The following is a 25507-nucleotide window of genomic DNA, read 5'->3' on the forward strand; positions in this document are numbered from 1 at the left end:
CATCAGCCCAAGCGCCAGCCGACCTCCTCGGCAAAGCGCTTGAAGAACTCCGGCGTATAGGCATCTTCCGGGTTCTGCCGCACGCGCTCGTCTAGTCTGTGCGCGTCTTCGCCGACGAGAATGCGCCACCTCTCGGCCCTGACGCCATCGAGAATGATTTTCGCGGCTTGCGCCGCCGTGGTTGGCGCGTCCTCGAGGAAGACGCGGGCGCGCTCGGCGGCGAGCGATTGAATTTGCTCGTCCGACATTTGGTCCACGCCCTCGACGCCGTTGGTCTTGAGGCGCACGCGCGTCTGGGCGATCTCGTTCTCGCTCAAGCGCTCGCTGCCGCTCTGAACCTTTCGCGTGTTCGAGACGATGGCTGTGCCGATATGCCCCGGCATCACCACCGAGCACTTGATATGCGGCGCATTGAGGCGGAGATCGTTGATCAGGGCCTCTGTAAATCCCTTCACGGCGAATTTCGCGGCGCTATAGGCGGTGTGCGCCACACCCATGCCGACGGAAGCCCAAAAGCCGTTGACGCTCGAGGTGTTGACGATGTGAGCCTCGTCGGCCTTCATCAGCATCGGCAGGAAGGTTCGCACGCCGAGATAAACGCCGCCCCAGCAAATATTGAAGGTGCGCTCCCACTGCTCGCGCGTATTGGTGAACAGGCTGCCGCCGCCCCCGATGCCGGCATTGTTGAATAAGAGATGGATCTTGTCGGTCGCCTGCTGCTCCGCAAGCTCGTCGCGAAAGCGCTTGAGCTGATCCTCGATCGAGACGTCGGCAAGATGCGTGGTGACGCGCAGGCCTTGCGGTGTTGGCTCGATCTCGCAGAGCCGCTTGCTTTCGGCCATCGCCTCTGCCGAAACGTCGCACATCGCGACGTTGCATCCCTCCGCGACGAGCTGCCGCGCAAGCTCGCGGCCCATGCCCGTGCCGCCACCGGTGATGACGGCGATCTTTCCGGCGAAGTCCTTCATGCGACGCCCTTCCCTGTTTGCTCGTGTGTTTTTGGTGGCCGTCATGAGCTTCGCCCCGGGCCAGCGCCAATCTAGCATCTGAACACCGCCGGTAAAGCGCGGCTCGCCGGTGCCGCGCATGCGGCATCACAAGAGGACAGGATTATTCCTTCAGAGGGAAAGAAAGTGCGCGCCGTGCGTTAATGCACACGGAGCTAAAGCGAGCCATGACCGCAGGCAGATCTCAGCGCTTGAAGACACCGGCCGTTGCAATCGATCCCGCATGCAGCGGCCAGACCGCCACGCCTTTGGGTTGGCTGCTGCTCGCCGCCTGCTGCGTGCTGGCCGGGTCAGGCGCGCCCTTGCACGCCGCGCAGCTCAAGGCCGAGAACGTCAATGCGGCCCAATTCTCCGGCAAGCCGCCACCGGCCCATGAGGTCTCGCCGCTTGGCATTCGCCTGCAGGTCCTGCTTGCCCGCGCGCATTTTTCGTCAGGCGAGATCGACGGCAAATTCGGCGAGAACGCCAAAAAGGCGCTCCGCGCCTACGCCGAAGCGCAGCAACTGCCGAGCGGAGACAGGCTGACGCCCCAGGTCTGGCAAAAACTTGCCGCCGATGACGGCCCCGTGCTCACGACCTATCAAATCACCGCGAAGGATATCGCGGGCCCTTTCCTGTCAAGGCTGCCCCACAAGATGGAGGACATGAAACATCTGCACCGGCTCGATTACACGAACCCGCGTGAAGAGTTGGCGGAGACGTTTCACATGAGCCAGGAGCTATTGGCTGCGCTCAATCCGGGCCAACATTTTCGCAAAGCCGGCGCAACGATCGTTGTGACCGACACTGGATCCGGCGCGGACGTCCCGGCACAAGCAGACCGCGTCGAGGTCGACAAGATCAGGCAGACCGTTGAGGTCTTCGACTCCTCAAACCGGCTGATCGATTTCTTCCCGGCAACGGTCGGCAGCGAGGAAAAGCCCTCCCCGAGCGGGACGCTGCGGGTGACGCGTATCGACCACAATCCGATCTATCACTACAACCCCAAATACCACTTCAAAGGGGTGCACGCGAAATCGCCGTTCATCATCAGGCCGGGGCCGAACAATCCGGTCGGCACCGTCTGGATCAGCCTTTCCGCGGAAGGCTACGGCATTCATGGCACGCCGGACCCGGGCAAGGTCAGCAAAGCCGCCTCGCACGGCTGCGTTCGGCTGACCAATTGGGATGCCGAGCGATTGGCGACTGAGGTGAAGAAAAGCACACCCGTCGCATTCGTCGACAGTTCGAACTCGTAGACCGAAAACCGCGGTCGTCTGTGCCGAAGGCACCTAGCGTGTGTACCAGCGCGCCGCCTCGGCGGTCCGCTCGGGCGTGTCCCTCAGGCAGCGGCGCGCCGCTTCGATCTGCGCGTCGGTGGCGCCATGGCTGCGCGCCCACATTTCGGCGGTCGATTCGGAATATTTCGCCACGTAGAAGCGAACCACCGAGCAGGACATGCGCTGCATGATCCCATGCTGATTGCCCGCGACAGCGACGGACGAAACGGACGAAAGAGAAAAGGTCAGCGCGATCGCGCCGACTACACGCGTGAACATAAAGCCCCCTGTCATCTACCCTGTAATCACAGGACCAGACTCCTCTGCGTCGCGCAAATTAAACTTGCACGCGAAGCAGCTCTCACAGCTTATCCACTGCGGGACTGTTTCTCGCTTGCATCACTCGCGCCCGATTGCCGCGCGCCGGTGCGCAAAAAGGCATCAGCGCGCCTTGTCGCATCCTCATACGGAACCAATCGCCGGTTTGGGCCTTCTGCTTTTTTGAGGAGGATTGCATGAACATCCACGGCGACATCACGGACGAACTCAGCGGCGATGGGATGATCATCATCGACGGACGCGACGTCGCCTTGGTTCCCTACTCCCTGACGCTATCGCCAGAGGCCGGCCCCTTGATTGCGGAGGGTTCGATCTCCGGACCGGAGCCGCTGATGCGCCGTGTCAAACAGGCCGGCGCCGTCAAGCTCGCGCTCGAGGATGGCCCCGTCCTCACGATCCGCTGCGAGGGCGGCCGTAGCGGCACCCGCTGGGTAAAGGCGCTGAAGACGTGACTGTAGCTGGCCGATAGAACAGATACTCGGAGCGGCGAGATTTGAACTCGCGACCCCTAGCCCTCCCAGTCCCGGACTGAGCCTTGATATTGCTCACCATCTTGGAAACCACCGGATTTTACCTCCGTTGAGCCCATCCGCGGGCTTCCTGGACTCACTGAGAGGGTCTCTGGACATTGAAAGACTTCGGTAGCTACCGGACCAAACGTTGCCGCTCCTCTGAACTCAATTGATCCATCGCATCTTGATCGAGAGAGCCAGCGCCGATGATCTGGACCGGGCTGTCCGGGTTTTGTGAGCGGCATTGATTTGTGTCGCGGCCGCGACAGTCCTGCTCGTCCGGAGGGCTCCCGCCTCCGCCCCCATAGCCGAGCACCTCGACGATGATGACCGAGGGCTGGCCGCTACTGGGCTGTGTCGGCGCGGCGGCCTGCTGGGTCGCCGCGGTGGTGTTTGCGGAGAGCGAAAGCTGGCCGGTTGGCGCCGGAACGGTCGGCAGGCCAGTGGCGCTGCCTTGCACCTGGATGTTGGCGGCGTTGACGATCTGCAGTGCAGCGAGGTTGAGATTGCCGGAGACGCGGATGCCGGCCTCGCCCGCGTCGATGGTACCCAATGGCGCGATCAGGTCGACATTGCTCGGCGGTGTGCCCGGGATGGTCGCGAGCGCGGCGATGCCGGCGCCGCTCGACGGCGAGGCGGGCGACAGGCTGACATTGCCGTATTCGTCGTAGCTCAAGAGCGGCGGGGTAAAGATCGTGGTCGTCTTTGAGCCGCGGCCGGCGTTGATGTCACCGGTGGCCGACCAGGCGAGAATGTTGCCGCCGAAGGTCGTCATGATGCGGCTCTGGCCGAGCAGGATGCTGCCGAGCGAATAGACGTCGATGTCGCTGTTGCGTCCCTGTGTGATCAGGCCGGCGGCGGCGCCCGGCGTGACGCCTTCCACGCCGAGGATGGTCTGTCCGCCCGGATCGAGGATCTGGATGGCGCCACCGAACTGGGTGTGGATGCCGGCGTCGGCAAGATAAGGATTGCCGGAGGAATTCTTAGCAATGCCGCTGAACATGGTGAGGCCGCCCGAATAGGTGATCGGGTCGCCATGCGCGTCCTGATCCGGGAACAGCGTCGCGATCGCATCGCGGCCGCGCAGGTAGCTCTTGAAACGCGGGCTGTTGGTGTCGTTGTACTCGCGGCCGCCGAGGGTGAGTTCCTCATAGAAGACCTGACGCACGAACACGCCCTGCTGCTCGCTCGGCAAAGCAAGGAAATAGGCGAGCGCACCCGCCGCGCTTCCGGTGTAGCCGAGGCGCTGCTGCAGCCATATCAAAAGCTCCTGATCATAGGTCTTTACCACCTTGCCGCTGCCGGCGAGCGGGGTGCCGTCGCTCGGCAACTGGTTGGCCGGATCGAAATAGAGCCTGGCAAAATCGGCATAGTCCGGCCCCTTGGCGCCGACGCCCGTCAGCGTCGTGATGCCGGCGCCGCCCGCGCTGTTGGCGGGGTTGACCACATCGCCCACGCTGGTCAGCGAGCCGAAATAGCCTTGGTAAAGATTGCGGCCAGCCTGCATCTGCAGCAGCCCCGGACCCATGATGTCGACCGACTGGTAGATGATGTCGCGGCCGGCCTGCATCAGCGAAATGCTGTTGGCGCTGGTGTTCAGGAATACGTCCGCCACCGCACCCGTGCCGACGATGTCGCGACCGGCGATGACCTCGAACGGCTTGGCCGCGAGATACCAGGTGGCATGATTAGGCCTGAAGCCCAAGGCGTAACTGGCCGTCTGCGTCAGTTGCTGGCCAAGTGTGAGATCGTCGATATCGACGCCGGCGTAGACCAGCGCGGGCTGGGCATCCCCTTGATGCAGATTGGAGACGGGCGTGTCTTCGCCGAAGGCGATTGGGTTGGAAAGGTTGATGCGGTAGGCCGCGTCCGGTGGAGCGTTTGAGCCCGCTGTGGTATTCGATGCAGTTGAGAACACCGGATGGAGCGGCGTCGCCAACGTGCTCATATCCGCGCCCGACATCGCCACGACCTGGCTCGCGCCATAGATCGAGCCTGCCGCCAGCAATTCGAGCTGACCTGAGGTCGACGGGATCATCTCAAGAGGCAGGCCTGTCGAAGCCGCGCCGGGTTCGCCGAAACGGATATCGCCATTTGCGGCTGCCACGATCAGCGTGCCCGGATAGAAGCCATTGGCGTTCTGTAAGTTGTTGGAGGTCGCCCCGGTCAGCGGCGCCACATCCCCGCCTGCCGCGTAGAGGCTGATCGCGGTGGCGGAGGTCCACAGCGTGAAATTGGTAGTGCCGCCGCTCGCCGCAGTAATCCCTTTAGCCTGCGTGTAGGGACTGCCATTCACGTTGGTCGAAGCCGCCATGCCGGCATCGCTCGCGCCGCCGAGCACAAGGTCGCCGCGCGTCGCGATGTTGACCGTGCCGTCGCCCGGCGCGAAGGTCGGGCCGGGCGTCGCCATTGAGCCCTTGATCGTATTGACATCGAGCGTGCGCGGATCGACCGATGTCCAGGACGCCGCTCTGAAATTCTGCGCCAGCGTGCCGATCGACCCGGCATTGACAGCGATATCTCCGCGCAGATCGGTGACCGACCCGAAATAATCGGAAGGCAAGCTCGATCCAATCAAGGGATCCATGGAATTGAAGGTGCCCCCGACGCTCAGCGTCAGGTCGCCGCCGCCGGTCTGCAGCAGCGTACCGTCCGGCAACATCCGTCCGGTCGAGACGACCGCAAGATCGAGCCCGGTCGAGATATTTGTGTTGGCGCCATTGGTCGCGCCGGCATTGCGTCCGGCGATCACGGTCAGGTTGCCGCCGCCGAGGGTGCCGACGCCCTGGAAGCCGACGAGGGAATAAGCGGATGCATACTGCTGAGTCTTGGCCCAACTGCCGAAATTGACCCACCAAGCCGTCGGATCCGGCGACAGGCCGCCACCGCCTTGGCTTCCAAACCAATTGCCGATCCGGTCGGAATCCACCCAGCGGACGGAATTGTCCGCCATCTGGATATAGCCCATGACGTCCTGCTGCGCTGAGAGCAGCAGGTCGCCGCCATGCTCCGGATACCAGGCATGCGCCGCGCCGCCGGTCGTTTCTCCGATCAGATCGTAGGGATTGCTGCCGTCAGGGGACAGGATCGGCGCCGATTGCGTTCCGGCCGTGTAAACGCCGTAGGGCGTGGCTTCGCTGAAGCTTCCGCCGGCGAGCAATTCGAGGCTGCCGGTGCCAGTGCGGATTACGCCGAAGGAGCTGCCGTTCAGCGATGCGTTGTAAGCTGAATCGTTGAGCGTGAGATTGCCTTGACCGTTGAGAGCCTGCGTCGTCCGAAGCACGCGCTGATCGGCGGCCGCGAGATCAGCGCCTGCCACCACACGGATCGAAGCCGAGAGCGAACCGGCCGGCAGCATGGTAGCGGCCGGCGTGGTCGAGGCGGCCGCTGGAATTGCGGGCTTCGTCACAATGCCGACGGTAGGCATGTTGGACGCCTCGAACGCGAATCCGAAGCTGTTGCTGGCGCTCAGGATCGTGCCCGCGGGGATCGTATCTCCGGGATTGTAATAATTATTGTTGCTGTCGACGAGATTGCCCCAGTATTGAAACGTCCACCAATTATAGAAGTCATCATTTGGAATCGTCCAATCGTTCACGACATAGACGTCCGTATTGTCATCCTTCCAATAGGTGAAACCATTCCTTGTATTTTCGTAGAAATATGAGGAGTTCGTAACGTCGAAGATCGTATAGGTAGCCGGCACTGCCGGCGCGGACTTGAACCCATCGGAAATGCTTCCCGTGAGAGTCACGTTGCCGCCTGCGCGAATGACGAGGGCCATTGGCTCGCCAGCACCGTAGGTGGCGGAAGTCGGGTCGCGATCGGCCCCCTGCCCATAGCGATATTTCGCGAGGTCGAGATCGCCCGAGGTCATAAGGTCGCCGGTCGAGGTGATCTGGACGCCTGGCCGCAGGTGGAAGACGCTGCCGTAAGCGGCGAGGCCGGCGAGTTTCCCTTGCAGGCTGCTGTTCGCCAGCGCGGCATTGATGAAGGTCGTGCTGTCCAGGTCGACCTGATCGAGAAAGGCTTGATCGACGATCTGGGTGTTGGTGGTTGGATCATTGTTCTGGTACGGCGCATTGGCGTATGTCGCGAAGGCGTTCAGCGCAATGCTGCCCGCACCGTAAATCCTGACGCCCGCGGTCGCCGCGATGGCCACGTCATTGCCGCGTGCATTGGCCGGCGCATTCGTTCCGGCAGTGAGCGAGCCGTAGGTCGTGTCCACAATGGTTGCGCCACTTGTCGCGCTGACAGCGCCCACCGTATCGACGAGGCGCGGCGCGTTGAGCACGACGTCGCCATAATTGACGATCTGGTTGCGGGCTGTATCGAGGTTCCTGGGGTCGGTGATGCGCAGGTCCATGGTGGCGCGGTCGTCCAGCCGCAGCTCGCCCTGCGCTGTGGTCAACTCGATATGCGCGCGGTTCTTGGCCTCGATGGGGTAAGCCTGCTTTGAGTTGCTGTAGCCATCGACCTGCAGGACGGTGCCATGCGCATCAAGGTCGGCGATGGAGGTGAGTTCGAGATCGTCGCGCGCCGACAGCCGGATGGTGCCGGGCGCCGCGCCTGAGGCGTCGATGGTGCCATTGATCGTCAGACTACCGCCATCGATCGACACCGTCACCTGATGCGCCTTGACGCCATCGCCGATGGTGAGATCGCCGCTCTTGATGTCAAAGCTGCGGGCATCGAAGAAGCCGCCCTGGTTCAGGCTGGCATTGAGTCCGGCAAAATCGGCCAGCGTGCCGGCGCTGACGTTGAAGTCGCCGCTGGTGTTGCCGCCGGTCGCGCCGCCCACGAGGCTGCCACCGAGCGCCACGCTGCCGTTGCCCGCGCCGACGCTGATCGAGCCGGCATTGGCATTGGTTGCGGAGACGTCGATCACCGAGGCTGCCGCCTGCGTGAAGCCGCCCTGCGCGCTGTTGAAGATCGCGGTGCCGCCGAAGCCGTAGACGGTGGCGCGCTGGATCATCGAGGGCCGGCCCGAGAGATCGATGCGGCTGCCGGCATCAAGCGCGATATCGTTGGTCGCGTTCACCACCAGCTTGCCGCTCGGCAGCAGGATGGTGCTGGCGATGGCGACGCTGTCACCGGTCAGATCGATCTCAGCGCCGGAGACGGTCGAGGTCGCCGCACTCGGTGCGAGCCCCGCGGGTACGGTGACGCTCAGCGCCCCGCCGGCCGTATAGGCCATGATCGACTTCTGCACGCCGGTCAGGAGCGGCGTCGCCAGCGTCAGGTTGTCGCCGGTGCCGCTCTGGCCGAACACGGCGCCTGCCGCCGCACTCGGCGCCTGGTAGACGTAGAGCGAACTGTTGCCGGCGGAGACGATCTGCGAACTGGCGGTCAGGTTGACATTGCCGAAGCCGTAGATGACGCGGCTCGGAGTGGTCGTGTCCAACGAGACGAACTGGCCGAGATCGATCTCGTTCGCCTTGATGTCGAGCGTGCCTGTGCCGGTCCCGAGCCCACCGGCTCCAAGCGCCGGCGGCGTCGCGCCGGCAATGCCGTTCCAGGTGATCTTGCCGGCGGCGATGGTCGCGGTGTCGCCTGCGCTCCCATAGCCGTACATCGCGGGCGTGTTCAGCACGAGATCGATGCCGGTGCCGGTGGCATCGAGACCGGCCGAGCCGAACAGGTTAACGGAGTTCGCAGCGCTCAGCGTGATCTTCTCCAACGCGGGCGCGGCATGGGTGGGATCGCCGTTGACGAGCGTATTGAACAGAGCCTGATTGAACAGGAAGCCGGTCGGCGCGCCGGCCGCGGCGATCGTGGTGGCATCGCCGATATTGATGCTGCCGACCGCGAGCGTGATGTTGCGCGACCCGAAATGGGCGGATGGATCGATGCTCGAGGCACCGTTGGTGGCGAAGGCCAGCGTGCCCTCGGAATAGAGATGTGAGCCGGCCCCGACCGTGATCGTGCCGGAGCCGCCATTCGAACCGAGGAAATCCAGGTTGCCGTTGGACAGCGCCAGCACGGTGGTGCCGTAGCTCGTGGTGTAGCCCATGCCAAGCGACGTCGAATCGAACGGCGCAGGGCCCTGGCCGATCGTGCTGAGCGTGACGTTGTTGCCGATGGTGATGTTGCCGCCCACCAGGAACAATTCGCCGGCCTTCAGCGTAACGCCATCGCGGATGTAGAGGTCGCTGCCGCCCTGGAAGGTCACCACGCCATTGAGAATATTCTCATAGCCGTTGATGATCAGCCGTGGTGCACCGACAGCATCGAGATCGGCTGCGCGGATCGACACCCCGGCAAAATTGGGAGTCGGGGCATCGGCATAGATCTCCCCGACGCCCTGGACCGCCACCTGACCGGCAAATCCACCTTGGCCGGCTTGGAACAGCGCCGTGCCATCAAAGGACAGAGCACTATCGGTTGGCTGCGATGTGGAGGTAGACGGGGTCTCGAACTTCAGCACCAGCGTCTTGCCGTCCGCGGGCAGCAGCGATCGCGTGCCGCCGAACTGCGTCGCAGAGGCGATCATGAAGTCGCTGTAGCTCTCTTCGTCGTATTGCGAGTATTTGCGCACGGCCGTACCGGGCGTGATCAGCACCACCGACGGCAATGCGCTTCTGATGCCTGTGTTGGCGATGCTGGTGTAGGCAGCCGCCGCATAAGTGCCGTTGCCGATCGGGCCGATGCCGATCGGTGTTGTCTTGACGGCCCCGAGTTCGACGCGATAGGCCCCGGGTAGCAGCGCATAGTTCGACGGCAGCAATGTATAGGTGCCGGCGGGCAGGCCGGGCACGCCGGCGGGAACAGTGATCTGCTGGCCGATCGCCGGATCGCCGGCGCCATTTTCCGGTGCGACGGGCGCGTAGGCCGAGGCGTAGCCCGGCACGATCGCGTAGACCTTGTCGCTCGCCTTGCTCATCGGGGTGGTCGGATTGGCGTTGACGAGCGCTGTGGTGAGCACATTGACCGAGCCGCCGCGACCGGAGATGAAGCCGGCCCCGCTGAGCGTGCCGCCGCCCGACAGGTCCAGCGTCGCACTGTTGTGGACATCAACGTATTGCGCATCCAGCAGGACACCGGACTGCACCCCAGCAGGGCTATTGTTGAAGTTCGTCAGACCGTTCGGCCTAAGGCTCGACCCGCCGTAAGTATAGGTAACGCCGTCAATGGTACCGCCATAGGGGATGGTCAAACCCGCCATCGACACCGACGCCAAGCTGCCCGGCAGCAAGTCCACCCGTTGCGATATGAGGAGAGGATCGTATCCCCAGTGGTCGGAGCCAAACGCGATGCTGCCGAACGGCGCGCGCACAATGCCACCCTGCTCGACGATCGGCGCGGCGAGCGTGAGACTGCCGAACACGGACAGCGGCGTGTCCGGGATCGTGTCGGTGGTCCGGCCAATGGTCAGGGTCGCCGTGTAATAGTCGTTGTTCGCTGTTGGCGAATTGTTTCGTCCGGCCGCCACGGTGGCGACCACGCCTGTGGCAGGATAGATCTGCGCGGCATCGAGTTCGAGATTCCAAGAGGTCGCGAGCTGAGTTCCTTGCGGTGCGGTGGTCGCCAGGAAGCGGATATCACCCCGGCTGCGCAGTATTGTGTTGAAGAAGCCTGGCGCATCGATGTTGATCCACTCGAAGGTCGAGGAATCCTGGTAACGGTATGCGCGCGAGAAGACGATCGGCCCCTGAATGTCGATCTGATCGGCGTCCGCTTCGAAGGTCGCGGTGGTCGCCGCTGCGCTGGGAGCCGGGTTGCCAATGCTGCCGCTGTTGCCGTAACCGTCCTTGGCGATATTCGGCGGTTCGCTCAGCAGCATGTAAGGTGCGGACAGCCACACTTTGCCGGTGCCAGGCAGAGGCGTCACCGCGGCGGGACCGGAGGTGAAGGCGGCCGCGGTGAGCGTGAGGCTTTGGCCAAGCGCAAGCGATACATCGTGGGACGATTGGTTCCCGAACTGCATGTAGTCGCCCGAGCTCAGCGACAGGCTGCCGAAGCCCCCGTCCTTGATCATCTTGGCGCTGACCGTGGTCTGGCCGAACTCAAGATCCGAAGCATCGGTGCCCGGCGCGATGTCGGCCGGCAGTAGCGACGGCTGACGGTCCTGAACCACCGTCATCACGCTCGCAACTTGAACGTTCGCAGGCACTAACCGGAGAGGAAAAGTTAGAGGGTCAAAAAACGGCGTGATCAGCGAGATCGAGAGGCTACCCCCGGCTGCGCCGGGGCCGCCTGCGGCCGCGTGCATATCGCCGTCGAGATAGAGACCGCTCATGGAGCTCAGCGCGATCGACCCGCCATTGCTCGCGAGCGGCAGCGCGTTGCCTGACGCGGTCGGCGACATCCCGGCGGCCGAGTTGACGGTGATGCCGGCGCCGTCGGCATCGAGTTCGGCGCCGGGGCGGATGATCACGAAGGCCGTTCCGCCGCTGAGACTGATGCTGCCGCCATCGGTGACCGTGCCGTAGGTGCGGCCCATGATGTCGGACGCCGTGTAGGTCTCGCCGGAAACATCGAGCCTGCCAGTCGCGCCGATCCACACCGAGAGGCCGCGGCCGTTGCCCGCTGAATCAAAGTTGCGGAGCGCGTCCGCGCTGTTGTCGGTCTCGTTGATCAAACTGATGCTGCCGCCACGAGCGGTCAGGCTGCCATCGACGGTGATCTGACCGACGGCATCGAGCTTGATGCTCTGTCCGGGATCGACGCTGATCGAGCCACCATCCGCCACGACGATCGCGCCGCCACCGACGACGGCGCCGCCCGCGTCCTTGACCACGGAACGGAGCGTCACGCTGGCGCCGGCGCGCTGTGTCAGCGTCGCGTTCATCGGATTTTCCGTGAACAGCGGCGGCAGCCACAGCGACAACGCTAACGCGGGATCACTGCCGGACGGCGCCGTATAGCTTGCGGCGGTGAATTGATAGACGGGCATGGTGGGCGCGATGCTCGCGCCGGACGCGACGACCAAGCCGAGACCCGCGTTGATGTCGTAGTTGGAGAAGCCCGCGCTGAAGAACGAGGGAGCAAGTCCTGGCGCTGGCTCTACCGGCACGGTCTGCGGCAGCGCCGCACCCTGCGGCAGCACATAACCGACCGGATAGGTCATCGGCGTGGATTGAACCGACCCGGCTGCGTAAGTGACCTGATAACGGTTTACCGGAAGACCGTTCGGAAAGACGTTTGAGGGAACGATGGTCCGCGCAGGGATTATTTCGGTTCCCGCCCAGCCGGTGACGGTCGAGCCCGCAGGCAAAATATTCGACCCGCAGGGCCATCCACCGTAACAACCACTATTGTTATGAGTGTCTGTTGCCCACACAGTCAGTCCGGCCGGGACGGTCCAATCTGCGCCGGTCGGTCCGCTAGGCATTGTGTTGCTCAACGTAATGTCGACAGGCGTGGGCGTATCGAACACCATCGTGGTCTGAGTAAGCGTCAACGGTGCCGGCAGCGGCTGCCCGGCCGGAATCGTCAGCGCCTGCTTGAGCTTCAACGCGACCGGTGCCGGCGTGCCAGCCGCGAGCGTGCCGCCCGCGAATGACGCACTGTCCCCGACGACAAGAGCCCCCGGTGCGACCAGGTTGCCGGGCGAGGAAAGCGTGAGTGTGCCGCCGCCATTGACGCCATAGGCGCGGATGGCAGTCCCCAACGTCAGCGTTGCGCCGTCTGCGCCGCCGCCGCCGGCCGGATCAGCCGCGATCAGCGTGACATTGCCGCCCTTGCCGCCCTGCGTCTTGCCGTTGGCGAGAATGGCGCCGCCCGAGGAGACATCGATCGTGCTGCCCTCGGTCAGCGTCAGGTCCCCCGGGGAATCGAAGGTGACATTGCCGCCATTGAGGAAGGCAAGGTTCGACTGGCTGTCAGGATCAGTGAGCGCATTGACCCACAAGCCGCGGGCGTCGATGGTGACGCCGGCCTCCAGCGTCAACGCCGCGCGGCCAGTCAGGCTCGCCAGCAACACGGTGCTGTTGTTTGCACCCCTGAGGATGTTGCTGACGGTGATGCTGCCCGAGCGCGCGGTGATGTCGGCGGCGACATCGACGACCGGTGCGGTCAGCTTGACCTGCGCACCCGGCGCAAATTGCAGCGGCGCGTTGACGGCGATCTTGCTTGTCGTGCTGATGTTGAGGCCGCCGAGGCCGAAGCTGTCGAGCGTCGGCGCATCGAACCAGGCGGTGTTGATGCGATCGGCGGGAAGCGCGGTGATGGGATCGAGGCTCGCCGTGACCGGCGCGACATCGTCAAACTTCACGTCACTCGCATAGGCATTGGCAAGGCCATAGCCGTTGTACTGCCCGAGCACCAGCGTGCCCGGCAGCGGCACGGTGTTCTGCGTCAGCTTGTAGCCATCGGCGACGGCGGAAGGCCGCGCAGCAATCTGCTGCGCACCCGCGATGACATTGGCGACGATCGTACCCTCGAACAGCGACGTCGGGGTTGACAGATTGAGGCTGCCGGCATCGCGGCCCACGATGTAGCTGTTCTGCCAGATCGCGCTCTTGCCGCCGAGTGGGCTGAGATAGACTTCGGTCAAGTCCTTATCCAGCTTGCCATCGACGTAATGCAACACCGTGAAGCCGTTGGCGACCGCGATATAGGTCAGATCAGACGGCGCGTTATTGATGTTGTAGATATGCCCGTCGCTGCCGAGCAGCCTTGTCTGTTGCAGATAGCCGCCCTGGTACTGCACCGAGCCGCCGGAGATGTTGAAGGTCGAGCCCGTCTGCGCCACCACTTCCGGCGCCTGCAGCGTGATGCTGCCGCCAACCGCGGTCCACTCGCCGATGCTATGACCGGTGTTATTCAAATAGCCCGACACTTCGAGCAGGCCGCCGCCGGTGTAATAGCGGTCGCTGGCATAGCCGCCGGTGCCGGCCGGCACCAGGATCAGATCGCGCGCATCGACCCAGACATTGGCATTGAGGAGCGTGCCGCTGTCGCGGTTGGCCGGTGAATCACGCAACTCGTTGCCCTGGACGTTGACCGAGATGTCGTTGGCCGACATCGGCAACACCACGTTTTGCGAGCCGGAGACATCGATGGTCGCGCCGCTCTCGGCGAACACGCGCTGACCTGCGGAGACGGAGACCTGGCCGCCCTGCGCCATCGTCTGCGAACCGCTCCTAAAATCGACCAGCCCGCCGGTGACGATCTCGATGCGAGAGAGGTCCTTGCGGTCGACAAGTGTGGACAGATTGTCGAACTGACCGATGGCGAGGCCGTCGGGCCCTGACGCTGCGATCAGGCCGTCACGCTTGGTGTCGAGTGCAGTCGCGGCCGGATCGAGGCCGGACAGTACGGCTGCGGCATCGGCGGTCTCCGGCAAGATCGCGGTGAGGCTGTTGCCGGTCAGCGTCACTCTGCCGGTTGTATCAGAGGCTGAATTGAGCAGATGGATCGTGCCGCGCTGATTGACCGAGGTGGTCGAGAGCAGCACCCCGTCCTGAGCGATCGTGTGGCCGGCGAGCGTGATGTCGCCCTGCTGCGAGAACACGAGGCCGGTGTTGACGACGCTGCCGCTCAGGCTGCCGGCATGGATGACGGGCGCAATCTCGCTGCCCAGCGTGGTCGAGGACTGATTGGAGCCGGTGGTGCTGTAGCCCTGGCGCAAAGCAAAATCGTCGCCAGCGGCAAATTGCGCCTGCCCTTTCGGCGTGGTGATCGAGCCGGCATTGTCGACCTCGGTGCCCATCATCAGCACGAAGCCGCCGCCGGCCGTCACCGACGAAGGCGCGAGGGTCGAGATCTGCGCGCCCGGTTCGACGATGACCTTGCCGCCGGCCGCGGTGAAATTGGGTGTGTAGGTGATCGTGCTGCCGCTGCCGCCGGTGCTGGAGTAGATGCCGTTGGCCAGGAATTGTTGATCGATGATGTCGGCCGTCGATGCGATCAACGCTCCGACGTTGATCTGGCTCGCGCCGCCGAAGATGATGCCGTTCTGGTTGATGACCAGCACCTGGCCCTGCGCGTTGATGTTGCCGAGGATCTGGCTCGGACCGAGATTGCCGACGACGCGGTTCAGCGCCGTCCAGGTGCTGGCCTGCTGGTTGAAATTGACGCTCGTCTGGGCCCCGACGTTGAACGTGGTCCAGCTCAGGATCGCCTGCGGCGCGGTCTGCTGGATGTATACGTTAGTCTGGCCGCCGCTCGTGCTCTGGGTCGGTGCGTTGGCGCCGAGCCAAGTCGCCCCCGGCGCGACCTGAAGCCCGCCCGGCGTCAATCCGTTCGGCACGACCACCTGCGGCAAGGTCTGCGACGTCCCCCCCGCCTGGGCCGCAGCGCGGCCAGCGGCCTGCACCGCCTGGATCGCCTGCAGCGCGCGCGTCAAGCTGGTCTGCGTCTGCTTTGCCGCCGTGGCCGCCTGCTGGGCGGCGGCGGTGGCCGCATCGCTCGCAACCGTCGGCGCCGACATGACAGCGCTGTAATTGCCGAGCGAGCGCGCCAACGCACCGTGGCCGCCGGAGAGCACCAGCGCCATCACACTCGTGCCGGCCAGCAGCGCCCAAGCCATGTCTTGGCGGTACGACCGCCAAAGCGCGCGAGCGGTCACGGCGCAAGTGACGGGCGTGGCGGGCGCGAAGGCCTTTGTCACGGAGGGACATCGAATTTCCTCTTGAAACTTGGAGCGTCGAGTTAGCGGCGGGCCACGGCGCCGGCTGGCGCGCCCATCGCAGACTTGAGGTGTTGTGAATCGTCCGGCGGCGGATCGAGCCAGAGGCCAAGCTCGGGCAGATCGATCGCGAGCTTGTGGGTGTCGCTGTCGTAGCCGCTGATACCGAGCCGGCGCACGCCGGGCACGACCTGGATGTCGTGGATCTCGGTGCAGCCGCCGATGTAGCGCAGCGTGCCGATCACCTGCCCGCTCGCGATCTCGACCGCGACCAGGCCACAAATCAGCTCCCGTCCGATGCGCTCGACCGGCAGGCCCTCGAACGGCTTGCTGTCGCGCATCAAGGACAGTCCGATAAACAAATAACCCTCGTGGACCGCGAGCCCACGGGCAAAGCCGGGCAAGGTGACGATCGGACGCCGCGCGCCGCTGACGCGGTCGACCTCGAGCAGCGTGCCAGTGCCGGCTTCGATCATGTAGAGCCGCCCATCGACCAGCCGCGCCGAATGCGGCATGCACAGGCCATCCGCCAGCACACGCCCGCTCGGCACCTCGACCAGCACACCGCCATCAAGCCTGCGCTCGGTCCAGTCGCGCGGCACGTCCGTGGTGCCGAGCGCGGTGGCGTAACGAACCTCGCCGTTCTCCACTGCCATGCCGTTGAGGTGGCAGCGATCGCCGGGCCGGACCTCGCTGATCCACGGCGGCTGCCACACCGGGACAAAATTATGGATGCCGTCGATGCGGCAGATGCAGGAATAGGCGGTGTTGACCGCGAGAAGACCGCCGCTCGCATCGAACACCATGTCGTGTAGCGAACATTCGCCGGTCGTATAGTGGACCCGCGGCACGAAATAGCCGTCGAAGATACCCGGGAATTTCGGCAGGCTCGGCGCCAGCTTGCGGATGTTGGTCAGCACGATCACTTCGGACAAAGCCGCAACCGCGAGCCGGTCGCCCGCAAGCGCAAGCCCCATCGCAGCCTGAAAAGCAGCAAACATCTGCACCGGCCGACCGTCGCCGAGACTGGAGAAGGTCATCACCGTGCTCGACTGGTAATTCGTGATCACCAGCGAGCAGCCGAGCTTCTCGAGCAGCGCCACGAACGACGGCGTGACCTGGTAGTCGATCGCTTCGGCCTGATTGACGCGCCGACGCCCCGGCGCATTCGATGCGTGATTCATCAGCCCATTCATCGCGCGAGCCAGTCGCGTCCAGTCGAGCAGCGGGCGCAGCCAGTTCGAATGCGCGGACAGCGGAGCAGTCTGCCGCCCGCCGCAAGCCGGTTCACAAAAGCACCCATATGCGTCCCTCGTTATCGCCCCTTAAGACGGCTGGGCGCGCGGGGGACTGAACCAGCGTCACAAAAAATTCACGAAAAATAACGACTGGCGGAATTCGCGCGCAGCTTTCAGGAAAGAATGAGCACGCCGCCGGGAAGCGACGTGACCCGCGCGCCATACGCTTCGCGCACCAGAGCGATCAGATCGTCCACGTGATCGAGCGGGATCCGGGCTTCGACGCGCCGCTTCCCAAGCGCCTCGTTCATCAGGACGATGCGCCCGGACCGATATCGGTTGATCTCCTCGACGACCTCGGACAAGGGTGTCCCCCGAAACACGAGGTGCCCTTCGCGCCAAGCCATCACGACGGTCGCATCGATCATTCGTTCGGAGCCAAACCCGCCGTCCGCATAGGAGATCTGTCGTCCCTCGCCGAGCGAAACCGATTGCCCGGAATAGTCAATGCCGACCGAGCCGCGATGACAGGTCACCGTTGTTCGCGAGCCGTCGCAGCGAACGTCGAATTGGGCATCGCTGCCATGTATCAGGCCCCCTGCGGAGCTAACTGTCAGCCGCCGCGAAAGCGTCTGCGCGACCGTGATCGCGGCTTCCCCCGAGATGAGTTCGACGCGCTGCTCATCGCCCTGGTGCCGAACATTAAGGCTGGTGCGCGTATTCAGATCGATGGAGACACCGTTTTCAATGGCGATCCGCTGTCGTTCGCCGATCTTGGTGCGATAGTCGGCAGCAAGTTCATAAGCAGACGGCCACGCGTTCAAAGGCGGCCGCGCGACCAGATAGCCGGCCGCAACAATGGATGCAGCCATGCTCCCGCCCAGGAATGCACGGCGCCGCAATGCTGGCATACGCGCGCTTTTCGCTTGAGCAAGAGCGCTGGATTTCGCCATGCCCTGGGCAACCGGACCGAGCCCCTCCCACAACAGATTCGCTTCGGCGAAAGCCTGGGCGTGCGCCGAACTGCGGCTACACCAGCGCCTGAGCGCATCCGCATCGGCCGAGGTCGCACGTCCCGACGTCAGCCGGAGCAACCACTCCTGCGCTTCGCGCTCGAGCGTCCCGTTTCCGGGCTCCTCGGTCATGGTCTGGTCGTCTTCGTGCATCCTAGTCCTTAGACGGTTTCCGGGCTCCGGGACCGAACCTGCGGATCACCTTTCTGTTCAGGCGTTGCGAACAATGTTGCAACGCAAAGAGAAGCTCCTTTTCGACCATCCGCGGCGAAATGCCGAAACGATGCGCTATATCCTCATGTTTCATTTCCTTGACGCGGGCGAGCAGGAATATCTCCTTGCGAACGTCAGTTCATTCAACGCATCTTCCAGCGAGGCCATGTCGGCCCGCGCTTCTGCGATACGCTCAGGATCGAGCACGTCATCCATCATATGGCGCAGGGTCGCGATCTCTCCGTCGGTGAGCTTGCGCTTTTCGGCCTGCTTGCGATCAGCCGCAACGTTGAGCGCCATGCGAAACAGATAGGCCTCGGGCCGCTCGACCAGTCCGACATCGCCAATACGGCCAATCCGGAGCCAGGTTTCATGCAGCACTTCCATTGCGAAGGAATCGGAGCCGAGGCGTCGACGCAAACGCGCGAGGAAACTCTGATAGCCGGATTCAAGTATCCCACGCATGCGAGTCGTGGTTGTGTCGCTCATGGATGCGGACCGGACTGCTTTGCACAGCTCCGACCGGCCATCTTCTTCAAGATCACGGTGAACGGCTGGGGCAAGTCTTGCGGCGGGGCTACGAGGCTGGCATTTGTCAAATCGGCCGTGATTGCGGCGTCACGGGCTTCGTCACCTGTCGAGCCCAATAGATGTAACGCTTGAATGGTGCCGCGGTCTCCGATCCACATCTGAAAGGCGATGCGGTACGCTCCCGGTCGGATCTCGTCGTTTCGGCAGAGGATCCTCTCGAGTGCCCCCTGCAACTGCGAGAAATAGACGTCATCGTCGCTGTGCTGAGTCCCCAATTGCGCCATCTGGCGGGTGCTCTCCGGCGCGCGCACCAAAGTGAATGCACGATCCCCCGAATACCGGATCGAGAACCCGGTGCCAGCCAGGATGATGCGCAAGGCATCCGATGGTGACAAGCGTCCCCTGACAGCGGAGGATCGGAACGCGCTAACGAGTTGCTCATCGACCAAAATGGTCATTCCGCTTCTGTCCGCGAAGCTAATGAGAGCGCTCGCCAGGGGCTGGGAGGGAATGTCGAAGTCGATGCTCGCGGCCTGCGCATATCCTGGGCATGCGGTCAACATGGAGCAAAGGAGAAAGATCTGTGCACACGACGGCGGACAGGTCCAAATCGATCCGGCAATTTCCGCGGCCGATGTGAATATGCGCGCCACTTTCATTTTTACAAAAATGTCATGACTGGACCGCGGGACCTTAGATAGCCCCTGTGACACGCGGATGTCAGGCTTGCCGACACGTGGGGTGAGTACACATGCTAGAGGCAGATGAGGCACTCGCGACACTGTTTGTGGCGCTCCGCCGTCATCGCAATTGTGCATGTTCACTAATTCGCTGATCGAATGGTTTCGCTGGTGCGGACAAAGGTCCGATCCAGCGTCGCGAGATCAAGCTTTGCGATTTGAAGGCCCTTCGAGCTGCGAACCTCGGGGCCTTTTTACTGTTCGGGATAGTCCCGCTGCGACCGGAGCAACTCGAAAAATCTTCCGACTAGTGAATTGCTCGCTTCGTTCTCCGCTACATTGCCAGCTCCTCCCGCAGAATACGGAGCATCTCCCTTTGCACCGACCTGGTGTCGGCCCTCAGAACCACATTGCGGATGTCAGCAATAACCGTCGCGGCTTCGGGGTCTCCTTCGACCACAGCGATCCGCTCTAGCTGCGCGAGCTGTGACTCAAAATTCTCGACAACGAAGTTGGCGTGGGGGTCGGCGCCGGTCGTGGCGTTGTCCTGGTGGTTTAGTTGCTGGCAAAAGTTCTCGGCGTCGCCAGCATCGCGCCCGTGGATCGAGATGGGTGCGGCATTTACTGTTCGATGGGTCGGCGGGCCCTCGGAAATGCCGGAGCGCACGGCATGCGAACACGCGGGAGCGCCTCCGGTGGTCTGTGCAGCGACTTCGGGGATTCTGCCGTGTTCTGTTCGCTTTTTCGCCCTTCTTCCTCGATGGGAGGGATCGCGAAAAAGCTATCCAGCTCAAGGACTTTAGTTGGTCGGAGCGGCGAGATTTGAACTCGCGACCCCTAGTCTCCCAGACTAGTGCGCTAACCGGGCTGCGCCACGCTCCGCCGCCGTTCCCATAGCTGCGATCCCATCTTCGCGCAAGGCAAAGACACACGCACCTGGTTAACGCCGGCCGCCTGGCCGGATCACCCGTCCTTCAAGGCCTGGTCGAGCAACTGCCGGCAGTCGATCAGGTCCCGCAGCACGCCTTCGAGGCGCTCGCGGTCAAGGGCGCTGCGGTCCGGGTTCCGGCCCGGCGACGGAGCGCCCCGGAAGGTCGCCAGGATGTCCTCCTCGGTCTCGACGAAGCGGAAATCGATCCCCTCCTCCTCGTCGCCGCCCTCATACTCTTCCTCTTCAGCCTCGGTGCTGGGCTCGGCCTGATCCTCCTCCATGAGGCTCTGACCAATCGCCTCCTCGAGCGCTCCGAACGACACGGCAGCCGAACTATCGGCGAGGTTCTGCACGGACTTGACGCCGTGCTCCTTGAGGATGCGCTGCACCCCGCGAATGGTGTAGCCCTCGCCATAGAGCAGGCGACGGATACCCTTGAGCAGATCGACGTCGTCGGGACGGTAGTAGCGGCGGCCGCCGCTCCGCTTCATCGGCTTGATTTGAGCGAAGCGCGTCTCCCAGAAACGCAGGACGTGCTGCGGAATGTCGAGCTCTTGCGCGACCTCGCTGATAGTTCGGAATGCATCCGGCGCCTTGTCCAAAGGCTCGCTTCCCTTCCGACCTCAAGAATTAACTTAGGTTACTCGGACGCGCTCTCGCCGTTGATGCTGTTGTTGTTGCCGGCGTGACCGTTGTTGATCCGCTGCTTCAGGATAGCGGATGGCTTGAACACCATCACCCGTCGCGGCGAGATCGGGACCTCCATGCCGGTCTTGGGATTGCGGCCGATCCGCTGCCCCTTCTTCCTGACCATGAAGGAACCGAACGAAGACAATTTTACCGTCTCGCCCTTCTCCAGGCAGTCCGTAATTTCCTTCAAGACCAGTTCGACGAAGGCCGACGATTCGGTGCGAGACAACCCGACCTTCTGATAGACGGCTTCACAGAGATCAACACGTGTGACTGTTTTTCCGGTTCCGGACATCGCCTTGCCCCAACTCACGGCGAACAATTTGTACCTGAAATTAGGAGCTTAGGCCCCGACGGTCAACTCTGCTGTACGGACAATGGTATTCAAAAGCGGTGCAAAGCCGTCGAGAATCTCTCTCGCGATCACCAGCGCAGCAGTGCGGAACCCCAGGTGAAGCCGCCGCCCATCGCCTCTAACAGCACCAGATCGCCTTTCTTGATGCGGCCATCCTTCACGGCGACCGACAGGGCCAGCGGTATCGAAGCCGCCGAGGTATTGCCGTGCTGATCCACCGTCAGCACCACCTTCTGCGGTGCAATGTGGAGCTTGTGTGCCGACGCATCGATGATTCGCTTATTCGCTTGATGCGGGACGAACCAATCGAGATCATCCGCCGTCAGCCCGGTGGCGCTGAATGCGTCGACGATCACATCCGTGATCATGCCGACCGCATGCTTGAAAACCTCCCGGCCTTCCATGCGCAGGTGTCCGACCGTCTGCGTCGACGATGGACCGCCGTCGACATAGAGCTTCGACTTGTGGCGGCCGTCGGAGCGCAGGTGCGTCGTCAAAACGCCGCGGTCCGAGGATTTTCCAGGCTGCGTTTGCGCCTCCAGGACGATCGCACCCGCGCCGTCACCGAACAGCACGCAGGTGCCGCGGTCATTCCAATCGAGGATGCGCGAAAATGTCTCGGCTCCGATCACGAGCGCGCGCTTATACGCGCCCGTGCGCAGGAAATTGTCGGCGGTCGCAAGCGCGAAAATAAATCCTGAACAAACCGCCTGCAGGTCGAATGCCGCGCCGTGATGAATCTCCAGCCCGTTCTGGACGGCCACCGCTGTCGCCGGAAAGGTATTGTCGGGTGTCGACGTGGCCAGCACGATGAGATCGATGGACTGCGCATCGACCCCGGCATCGGCCAACGCCGCCCGCGCGGCATTGATCGCCAAATGCGAGGTGCACTCGCCTTCCGCCGCGATGTGGCGCTGCCGGATACCGGTGCGTTGCACGATCCATTCGTCGGAAGTGTCAACCCGCGTCGCCAGTTCGGCATTGGTCAAAATCCGCTGCGGCAGGTAGGAACCACAGCCGAGCACCACCGAACGAACAGTCACGAGATAGCCTCCTGCGCGGCCGGCGCTGACGCCAGCGCGCCGCCATCACGATTGAGCATTTGGTTGATCTTGGTCAGGAGATGGTAGTGGACCATCTCATAGCCGACATCAACGGCATAGGCAAAGCCCTCGGCATCCGCCCCGCCATGGCTCTTGACCACGACGCCCCTCAAGCCCAACAGCACGCCGCCATTGGACTTGCTGGGATCGAGCTTCTCCCGCAGCGCGCGGAACGCATTGCGGGCAAACAGATAGCCGATGCGCGAGCGCCAGCTCTGCGCCATGGCGCCACGAAGAAATTCGGAAATCTGCCGCGCGGTTCCCTCGGCCGCTTTCAGCGCGATGTTGCCGCTGAACCCTTCGGTCACGATCACGTCGGCGGCGCCGCGCCCGATGCCGTCGCCTTCGACAAAGCCGATATATTCGAGTTGCGGCAAGTTCATCGCGCGCAGGATTTCGGCGGCCTCCCGGATCTCCTCGTGGCCCTTGATCTCCTCAACCCCGATGTTGAGCAGACCTACGGTCGGTCGTTTTAAGTTGAACAGGACGCTCGCCATCGCGCTGCCCATCACCGCGAGCGCCACCAGATGGTGCGCGTCGCCACCGATCGTGGCGCCGAGGTCAAGCACGACGGAATCGCCACGGGTCGTCGGCCAAGTCGCCGCGATCGCGGGGCGGTCGATGCCGGGCAAGGTGTGCAGGTTGAGGCGGCCCATTGCCATCAATGCGCCGGTGTTGCCCGCGGACACCGCAACGTCGGCTTCGCCCTTTTTCACCGCATCGATCGCCAGCCACATCGACGAGTTTCTCCGCCCGCGACGCAATGCCTGACTGGGCTTCTCATGGCTGCTCACCGCAACATCGGTGTGGATCACGCGCGAAACGGCCTTGAGCCTGGGGTGTTTTGCAAGCTCCGGCTCGATCCGGGCGCGATCGCCGAACAGGAGAAATTCAGTGTCGGGCTGTCGGGACAGCGAGATCGCCGCGCCGGGAATAACGACCGATGCGCCGACATCGCCCCCCATGGCGTCAAGCGCGATTCGAACCTTTTGCGGCATGAACGTCCCGGAAACCACTGAAAGCCGCCGCTCGGATAGCGGCGAAACGGCCAAGCGAGAGGCGAGTTGCCGGGCCGGGCCGCCGCGACAATAGCGTGTTCAGGCCCCGACACAACCTCTTGACCTCCGCCTTTTCTGCTCAACGCAGCTTGCGACACGGAATCAGGCGTCGGCGATAAAGCAAGATTTTCAGGTGCTTATGTAGCCTTTCCAAAGCGATATGCAACCTTTCCTCGCGCGGCCCCGCCTCCCACTGAGCCCATGAGGCATGTTACCCGTCCTTCGAACCGCCGGATTTCGGCTTTTTCGCACCAGCTTTCAGCGTTTTCAGCGCGGCAAATGGATGATCCTCGGGATCGGCGGCGGTGATATGCGGCTCGAAGACCGCTCCCGGCTTACGCGGGTAGGGATCGATCGCCAGAAACAACACGTCGGTCGCAAGCCGGCCGAGATCGATGATGCCGTTCACGATGGGCTCCGGAGGCTCGGGGAGCTCACCCTCAGCACCCCTCGGATTCTCGCCAAGATCGTCAGCGACCGGCGTAATCTGCTCTTCGGGGGCAAAGATCAGGTCGATCGCCTCGTCGATGTCGTTCTCGATCGGTTCGAGCGTGACCACGCAGGTCTGCCCGATCCGCGCCGTGAGGCGGCCGGCGACATGAACACGGCCGCGGCTTCGCAGGCTCAGGTCGAACGAGGCACGCGCCGACGAAATCTCGCGCACGCCCGCAATCTCCGCTATCGTCGCGCGCACAGCCGGATTGGCCTCGATTTCGCGATGCAGGCCCGTATCGGGTATTTGCACCACATTGACAGTTGCGCGCCAGGGATCGGCCGGGTCTATGGCGTTGTTCATGGTTTGGCACTCCCTTGGGCTTGTCGGGGTGATGGAAATCGCCACGACGCCGCCAGCAGCGCGGCATCGTCGAGCTGACCAAGCTGCGCGATGGCGGCCTCAGTATAGGCAGCAAGACGTCGCGCATTCTCGCTTTGTCCCCCCTCCAAGATATTCCTGCAGAGCGCCAGCGCCAGCGCCTCGCTGCTATCGGTCAGCGCAAGGTCATAGGCCGCGCTGCGGCCATAGAACGCCTCCCCGAAAGCCTGCATGCGCTTGGGGACAGCGAGGTCGCCAACCCCCATCTCCCTCAAGTTCGCGTCCATATCGGCGCAGAAATGGTCGAACAGGGCTTGAGACAGCTCCGCACCCCCTGCCTCATTCTGCCGGAGCCGCCGCAAAACCATCCACAGGTGCAGCAAAAGCAGGTCAAAACGGCCGTTAACCGTATCCGGCACGCCAAAGCCTTGATAATCCAAGTCCTGATAAAACAAGGGTTCTCGCGCTTGCGTCACGATCATGCCATAGATGGCTTCAATGGTGCCGCGCGGGGCTAGCCGGGGTTTCCTGAAGTGATTGAACGGCCAAAGCATTGTGGGTTCCGCAAGCGAGCCCTGTTGCCTGTTAACGGCTCATCGATAAGAGGCTTGGGGTGGCCGGTTCTAAGGGGACCTGCCTGCGACCGCAATGACTGATACGGTTTGGAAAAGTCGAGGCGTGGCCGCGCCGCGCCGTCTCCTTGCGCGCTGGCGGCTCGCGGCCGCCGTGGCGCTGACGTGTGCCGCGCTGGCCGCCTGCACCGGCGAGCAATTCCAGAAGGGCTACATCCTGCCGCCCGGGGCGCTCGAGCAGATCCCGATCGGCGCGAGCCAGGACCAGGTCCTGATCGTGATGGGCACGCCCTCCACCGTCGCCACCCTCGACGGCGAGGTGTTCTATTACATCTCGCAGCGCGCCGAGCGGCCGATCGCTTTCATGAACCAGAAGATCACCGACCAGCGGGTGATTGCAGTCTATTTCGACAAGAATCGGCAGGTGCGACGCCTCGCCAATTACGGCCTGAAGGACGGCAAGATCTTCGACTTCATCAGCCGCACCACGGCGACATCAGGCCAGGAGCTGAGCTATCTGCAGCCGCTGTTCAAGCTGCTGAGCTTCAATTAGCGACCTTCCAGCCAGCCCGTAGCGTCGACTGCTGGATGCGGGCCATTTCTCGCCCGCATCTTCGT

At 63.3% G+C, this 25507-nt stretch carries 18 protein-coding genes and 1 tRNA gene; 3 read left to right on the forward strand and 16 right to left on the reverse strand.

The genetic code is table 11. The features are described from left to right. Positions 1-2: 2 nt before the first annotated feature. Complete coding sequence (locus P6U23_RS22690; protein ID WP_407174802.1) at positions 3-968, reverse strand: SDR family NAD(P)-dependent oxidoreductase; 966 nt, start codon at positions 966-968, stop codon at positions 3-5. A 206-nt stretch (positions 969-1174) separates the two neighbouring features. Here P6U23_RS22690 and P6U23_RS22695 point away from each other — a divergent pair, with 206 nt between their 5' ends. After that, complete coding sequence (locus tag P6U23_RS22695) at positions 1175-2245, forward strand: L,D-transpeptidase family protein (protein ID WP_407174803.1); 1071 nt, start codon at positions 1175-1177, stop codon at positions 2243-2245. Positions 2246-2278: 33 nt separating this feature from the next. Here P6U23_RS22695 and P6U23_RS22700 read toward each other — a convergent pair whose 3' ends face one another. Continuing rightward, positions 2279-2545, reverse strand: a complete 267-nt coding sequence (locus P6U23_RS22700; protein WP_407174804.1) for a hypothetical protein — start codon at positions 2543-2545, stop codon at positions 2279-2281. Positions 2546-2781: 236 nt separating this feature from the next. Between P6U23_RS22700 and P6U23_RS22705 the strand changes: the two genes are divergently transcribed. Beyond that, entirely contained in the window at positions 2782-3057 is a 276-nt protein-coding gene (locus P6U23_RS22705; protein WP_407174805.1) for a hypothetical protein, read from the forward strand. Between the two features lie 193 nt (positions 3058-3250). Here the strand turns inward: P6U23_RS22705 and P6U23_RS22710 are convergent, their stop codons facing one another. The 14 genes from P6U23_RS22710 to P6U23_RS22775 form a co-directional block, all read right to left on the reverse strand. Then, a complete protein-coding gene (locus P6U23_RS22710) occupies positions 3251-15673 on the reverse strand; it encodes a filamentous haemagglutinin family protein (protein ID WP_407174806.1) in 12423 nt (4140 codons plus the stop codon). Positions 15674-15714: 41 nt separating this feature from the next. Beyond that, positions 15715-16875, reverse strand: coding sequence for a TIGR03032 family protein (locus P6U23_RS22715; RefSeq protein WP_407174807.1), 1161 nt, complete (start codon positions 16873-16875; stop codon positions 15715-15717). Positions 16876-17102: 227 nt separating this feature from the next. Then, positions 17103-18095 carry a FecR family protein gene (locus tag P6U23_RS22720; protein ID WP_407174808.1) on the reverse strand — a complete coding sequence of 331 codons (993 nt, stop codon included), beginning with the start codon at positions 18093-18095 and terminating at the stop codon, positions 17103-17105. A 1-nt stretch (position 18096) separates the two neighbouring features. Beyond that, positions 18097-18249, reverse strand: coding sequence for a hypothetical protein (locus P6U23_RS22725; RefSeq protein WP_407174809.1), 153 nt, complete (start codon positions 18247-18249; stop codon positions 18097-18099). Further along, on the reverse strand, positions 18246-18542 hold the full coding sequence (locus P6U23_RS22730) for a hypothetical protein (protein ID WP_407174810.1): 297 nt from the start codon (positions 18540-18542) through the stop codon (positions 18246-18248). The genes P6U23_RS22725 and P6U23_RS22730 overlap by 4 nt, the downstream gene beginning before the upstream one ends. 98 nt (positions 18543-18640) lie before the next feature. Continuing rightward, positions 18641-19345 carry an STN domain-containing protein gene (locus P6U23_RS22735; RefSeq protein ID WP_407174811.1) on the reverse strand — a complete coding sequence of 235 codons (705 nt, stop codon included), beginning with the start codon at positions 19343-19345 and terminating at the stop codon, positions 18641-18643. A 355-nt stretch (positions 19346-19700) separates the two neighbouring features. After that, a complete protein-coding gene (locus P6U23_RS22740) occupies positions 19701-20033 on the reverse strand; it encodes a hypothetical protein (protein WP_407174812.1) in 333 nt (110 codons plus the stop codon). Between the two features lie 137 nt (positions 20034-20170). Continuing rightward, positions 20171-20248, reverse strand: a tRNA-Pro gene (locus P6U23_RS22745). A gap of 81 nt (positions 20249-20329) precedes the next feature. Continuing rightward, positions 20330-20899 (reverse strand): MerR family transcriptional regulator, encoded by a 570-nt coding sequence (locus P6U23_RS22750; RefSeq protein ID WP_407174813.1) that lies wholly within the window; start codon positions 20897-20899, stop codon positions 20330-20332. Positions 20900-20937: 38 nt separating this feature from the next. Further along, positions 20938-21282, reverse strand: a complete 345-nt coding sequence (locus tag P6U23_RS22755) for an integration host factor subunit alpha (RefSeq protein WP_024506774.1) — start codon at positions 21280-21282, stop codon at positions 20938-20940. Positions 21283-21410: 128 nt separating this feature from the next. Next, the gene (locus P6U23_RS22760) at positions 21411-22385 is read right to left on the reverse strand and encodes a beta-ketoacyl-ACP synthase III (RefSeq protein WP_407174814.1); all 975 of its coding nucleotides are present in this window, start codon (positions 22383-22385) and stop codon (positions 21411-21413) included. Then, positions 22382-23443, reverse strand: a complete 1062-nt coding sequence (gene plsX, locus P6U23_RS22765) for a phosphate acyltransferase PlsX (RefSeq protein WP_407174815.1) — start codon at positions 23441-23443, stop codon at positions 22382-22384. The genes P6U23_RS22760 and plsX overlap by 4 nt, the downstream gene beginning before the upstream one ends. A gap of 271 nt (positions 23444-23714) precedes the next feature. After that, positions 23715-24299 carry a YceD family protein gene (locus P6U23_RS22770; RefSeq protein ID WP_407174816.1) on the reverse strand — a complete coding sequence of 195 codons (585 nt, stop codon included), beginning with the start codon at positions 24297-24299 and terminating at the stop codon, positions 23715-23717. Further along, the gene (locus P6U23_RS22775) at positions 24296-24871 is read right to left on the reverse strand and encodes a ubiquinol-cytochrome C chaperone family protein (RefSeq protein ID WP_407174817.1); all 576 of its coding nucleotides are present in this window, start codon (positions 24869-24871) and stop codon (positions 24296-24298) included. The genes P6U23_RS22770 and P6U23_RS22775 overlap by 4 nt, the downstream gene beginning before the upstream one ends. 94 nt (positions 24872-24965) lie before the next feature. On the opposite strand from P6U23_RS22775, the gene P6U23_RS22780 reads away from it, so the two are divergent. After that, positions 24966-25442: an outer membrane protein assembly factor BamE gene (locus tag P6U23_RS22780; protein ID WP_407174818.1), complete on the forward strand. Its 477-nt coding sequence runs from the start codon at positions 24966-24968 to the stop codon at positions 25440-25442. The last annotated feature ends 65 nt before the right edge of the window (positions 25443-25507 follow it).

Origin of the sequence: Bradyrhizobium sp. STM 3562, from assembly GCF_045571435.1 — a bacterium.
Taxonomy (GTDB): domain Bacteria; phylum Pseudomonadota; class Alphaproteobacteria; order Rhizobiales; family Xanthobacteraceae; genus Bradyrhizobium.